Source organism: Metaplanococcus flavidus (assembly GCF_042675885.1).
GTDB lineage: Bacteria > Bacillota > Bacilli > Bacillales_A > Planococcaceae > Planococcus > Planococcus flavidus.
The window spans coordinates 1-4393 of record NZ_JBHTKI010000041.1; the positions used below are offsets into that span (position 1 = coordinate 1).

Below are 4393 nucleotides of genomic sequence, written 5' to 3' on the forward strand. Positions count from 1 at the left end.
AATATACGTTTTTGCCCACGCAAAAACACCTCCGATTAAAGTACTTTTGTAAAGTGTACCATCACGAAGGTGTTTTATATTGTCTCGCTTAATTATGTTAGTCTACATCTTTCAAAAAGATGAGCTGCTTTTTGTTTTGCCTATTTCCCAGCTGGCCATGAGTTTATGGATGCCTTCTTCGATTTGCTGTTCTGACAGGCCGCCAAAACCGATTACAATGCGGGGGGACGGGCTTTCGGATTTTTCGACATCGTAGGAATGCAGTCCGAAAACTCGTATGCCAGGCGTTTTCGCACGATTGATCAGCTCTTTTTCACTAAATGGGCTCTGGACAGTCAAAACGACATGCATTCCGGCCTGTTCTCCTGAAATTGTAACGGCTGGCGCGAATGGAGCCAGTGAAGCCGTCAAACATTCAAGTTTCTTCTTATACAATTTTCGCATGCGGTTGAGATGTCTTGAGAAATGTCCTCCTTTCATGAATTGCGCCACAATCTGCTGGTCAAGCCTTGGTACAGAAGATGAATAATGAAGAAAGGTTTTATTGTATTCGAGCAGCAAGGTTTTCGGCAATACCATATAAGCGATACGGAGGGAGGGCATCAGCGATTTTGAAAATGTACTGATGTAGATGACCCGTCCGCTGAGATCCATGCTTTGGAGTGCGGGAATCGGTCTGCTGGTGTAGCGGAATTCGCTGTCATAATCGTCTTCAATGATATAACGGTCAGGTTTGGCAGTTGCCCAGTTCAATAATTGGGCGCGCCGTGTCGCACTCAGGACGGATCCTGTCGGAAACTGATGGGACGGGGTAACGTAGGGCACATCGACCGGAGAGGCTTCGAGTTCTCCGACGTTAATGCCGTCCTCGTCGATAGGGATTGGCAGTGACTGGCGGTCGTGGTGGCTGAAAATGCTGTGTGTCAGGGCATAGCCGGGATTTTCAAAACCGAAGATCAGGTTTTTAGGCAGCAGGCGAATCAATAATGGCATCAATTGCTCGGTTCCTGAACCGATGATGATCTGGTTCGCCTGGCAGACGACGCCGCGGGACTGGAACAGATAGCGGGCGATTTCCTGGCGCAGCATGTCGTCACCTTGCGGATGACCGGACAGCAGAAATTCACCGTTCAATTCATCAAGGACTTCCTTGGCTAATTTACGCCAAGTCGAAAAAGGAAAAGATTCGGTATCAATTTGTGCCGGGTTGAAATCGTAGAGGTAATTGATCTTTTCCGGAATTACGGGCTCTTCCTGTGGTAAATCAAGGTAAGCGAGTTCTTCGATGGCTTGCGCGTAATAGCCTTTTCGGGGACGGGATTCGATAAATCCTTCGGCAACGAGCTGGCCATACGCCAATTCAACGGTTGTCTGGCTGATATCAAGAAATTCCGCCAATTTTCGCTTGCTCGGCAATTTTGTCTCAACAGAGATTTTGCCGCCGATGATAGCCTGCTTGATTTCGGTATACAGTTGTTTATAAATTGGGGTGGCGCTGCTTTTCTTCAATTGGAACATGAGCATATCCATTAGTTTCCTCCAAACTGACATTATTATTATTAACATTTTAGTGTTTATCGTATGGTCAGCATAAGTATAACGCAAAGGGAAGGTTCAGGCAAAACCGGATGTATACGGCGTCCTCTTGCCAAAATTGAAAGATTATAGTAAAGTATGATTAATTTCAAAGAAGAAACGTTGATGGGAATTAGTAAAACGTCTGTTTTTCCAAAGAGAGCCGGTGGTTGGTGCGAACCGGTGAAAAGCGCGTTTGAATCCACCCCGGAGTTGCATGGCGACATAAGCCATTGCCGGTTTTAATGCCGTTATGTGATGAAGAGAACCGGAGATTTTTGCCGGTTAATCAGGGTGGCAACGCGGGTAGCTCTCGTCCCTTTACCAGGGGACGGGGGCTATTTTTGTTGTCTTTTTTCCATTTGCGTCAAATGACAGAGGAGGAATTTATCATGTTGGATGTCCGATTTGTACGGGATAATTTTGAAGAAGTGAAAAGCAAGCTTGCGAAACGGGGAGAAGATATTTCAGTGCTGGAGGATTTTCAGCCGCTTGATGCCAAACGCCGGGAATTGATTGCTCAGACTGAGAAGTTGAAAGCGGAACGCAACGAAGCTTCACAGAATATTGCAGTAATGAAGCGCAATAAAGAAAATGCCGATGAAGCTATCGCGAAAATGCGTGAAGTGGGTGAACAGATCAAAGCGATCGACGACGAATTGCGGGAGGTCGAAGAGCGTCTGAATTACATCATGATGCGCGTGCCGAATATTCCGCATGACAGTGTGCCGCTTGGTGATTCTGAAGACGACAATGAAGAAATCCGCACGTGGGGCGACAAGCCGGACTTCGGTTATGAAGCGAAACCGCATTGGGATATTGCCACAGACTTGAATATCGTTGACTTTGAACGCGCGGCGAAAGTGACGGGCAGCCGTTTTGTGTTTTACCGCGGCCTCGGGGCACGCCTTGAGCGTGCATTGATCAATTTCATGATGGACCTTCATCAGGAAGAGCATGACTATGAAGAAATGTTGCCGCCTTATCTGGTGAATCGCGAAAGTTTGACCGGAACAGGGCAATTGCCGAAATTCGAAGAAGATGCATTCCTGATCGAAAAAGAGGATTTCTTCCTGATCCCGACTTCTGAAGTACCGGTCACAAACTTCTACCGCGATGAAATTTTGCCGGGCGACATGCTGCCGCAGGCATTTGCTTCTTACAGCGCAAATTTCCGCTCTGAAGCGGGTTCTGCGGGGCGCGACACCCGGGGGTTGATTCGTCAGCACCAATTCAATAAAGTCGAGCTGGTGCGCTTTGTGAAGCCGGAAGAATCTTATGATGAACTGGAGAAATTGACGGGCCACGCAGAGAAGGTGCTGCAATTATTGGGTCTTCCATATCGCGTCCTGAAAATGTGTACGGCGGACCTTGGATTTACGGCAGCGAAGAAATACGATATCGAAGTATGGATTCCGAGCCAGGAAATGTACCGCGAAATTTCTTCTTGCAGTAATTTCGAAGATTTCCAGGCGAGACGCGCCAATATTAAATTCCGACGCGAGGCAGGTGGCAAGCCGGAATTTGTTCACACACTCAACGGCAGTGGACTGGCAGTCGGCCGGACTGTTGCAGCATTACTTGAAAACTTCCAGCAGGAAGACGGCTCTGTCCGCGTTCCGGAAGTATTGCGTCCTTATATGGGCGGCAAAGAATTCATCAAATAAAACAAGGGAGCTCCCTAAGCATTGTGCTTAGGGAGCTTTTTTATATTCTATGCACTAATCGATTCCTTTGATTCGAAAAAGGGTATGGAGGAGCAGAAGAATCGAATGGAAGGGAGTTTTTAATGTGGAGAAGATTGCGTTCGAAACGATTGAAACAAATGGTGTCTCGCTGCATACGGCTGTGGCGGGACCAAAAGACGGGCCACTGGTGGTTCTGCTTCATGGCTTTCCGGAGTTCTGGTATGGCTGGAAGCATCAGATTGATGCTTTGGCAGAACAGGGCTACCGGGTGATGGCACCGGATCAGCGGGGCTATAATTTGAGCAGCAAGCCGCAGGGAGCAGAGAATTACACGCTGAACGATTTGCGCGATGATGTTGCGGGACTGATTGAACAGAGCGGAAATGAAAAAGCGGTGATCATTGGGCACGATTGGGGCGGAGCGGTCGCGTGGCAGCTGGCTGCGACCAAGCCGGAATTGGTGGAGAAGCTGATTGTCATCAATATCCCGCATCCGCAGGCCATGCCGCGCATAATGATGCGGAGTCCATTGCAATGGGTGAAGAGTTCCTATATGGTTTATTTCCAAATACCGAAGCTGCCGGAAGCGATGATGGCGGCAGAAGATTTCAGCTTTATGAAGCAGGCAATGGCCGGCACAAGCCGAAAGAATGCGTTTTCTGAGGAAGATCTTGAACGTTACGGAAGAGCATGGGCACAGCGGGGGGCACTGACCGGCATGCTGAATTGGTACCGTGCATTGCCGAAGGGCAGTTTCAGCCAAACGCCAAAAAGGAAAGTCGAAGTTCCTGTACGGATTCTGTGGGGAGTTGGCGACCAGTCCCTTTCACGGAAGCTGGCGAAAGAAAGTTTGAATTTTTGTTCGGACGCAGAACTGATTTTCATCGGCCAGGCGACCCACTGGGTACATCATGAACAGCCGCTGATTGTGAATGGACTGATTGAGGAATTTTTGGGCGAAGAAAAAACGGGACCTCTATAGGAGCTTCCGTTTTTTGAGCTTGTTGAGAAAGTAAAAATGAAAGCCGATATTCCGCAAAACAGCTTCGAAGGCAGTATCCGACCCCTGCGAGGATATTGCCTTTGCGACGAAGTGCGTAGCACTGCAGGAGCACGATTTTAAGGCTGCT

Annotated in this window: 3 protein-coding genes and 1 other annotated feature; of the genes, 2 read left to right on the forward strand and 1 reads right to left on the reverse strand. The window is 48.3% G+C overall.

All coding sequences use genetic code 11. From position 1 onward, the window contains the following. Positions 1–111: 111 nt before the first annotated feature. A complete protein-coding gene (pdxR, locus tag ACFQ1X_RS15545) occupies positions 112–1530 on the reverse strand; it encodes a MocR-like pyridoxine biosynthesis transcription factor PdxR (protein ID WP_144841674.1) in 1419 nt (472 codons plus the stop codon). Positions 1531–1689: 159 nt separating this feature from the next. Beyond that, positions 1690–1899: a binding site (T-box leader), on the forward strand. A 68-nt stretch (positions 1900–1967) separates the two neighbouring features. On the opposite strand from pdxR, the gene serS reads away from it, so the two are divergent. Both serS and ACFQ1X_RS15555 read left to right on the forward strand, forming a co-directional pair. Further along, the gene (gene serS, locus ACFQ1X_RS15550; RefSeq protein WP_144841675.1) at positions 1968–3242 is read left to right on the forward strand and encodes a serine--tRNA ligase; all 1275 of its coding nucleotides are present in this window, start codon (positions 1968–1970) and stop codon (positions 3240–3242) included. Between the two features lie 124 nt (positions 3243–3366). Then, positions 3367–4245 carry an alpha/beta fold hydrolase gene (locus tag ACFQ1X_RS15555; protein ID WP_144841676.1) on the forward strand — a complete coding sequence of 293 codons (879 nt, stop codon included), beginning with the start codon at positions 3367–3369 and terminating at the stop codon, positions 4243–4245. Positions 4246–4393 lie beyond the last annotated feature (148 nt).

Coding starts and splice junctions, on each gene's coding strand:
- serS (WP_144841675.1), top strand. CDS start 1,968: ATGTTGGATGTCCGATTTGTACGGGATAATTTTGAAGAAGTGAAAAGC.
- pdxR (WP_144841674.1), bottom strand. CDS start 1,530: ATGGATATGCTCATGTTCCAATTGAAGAAAAGCAGCGCCACCCCAATT.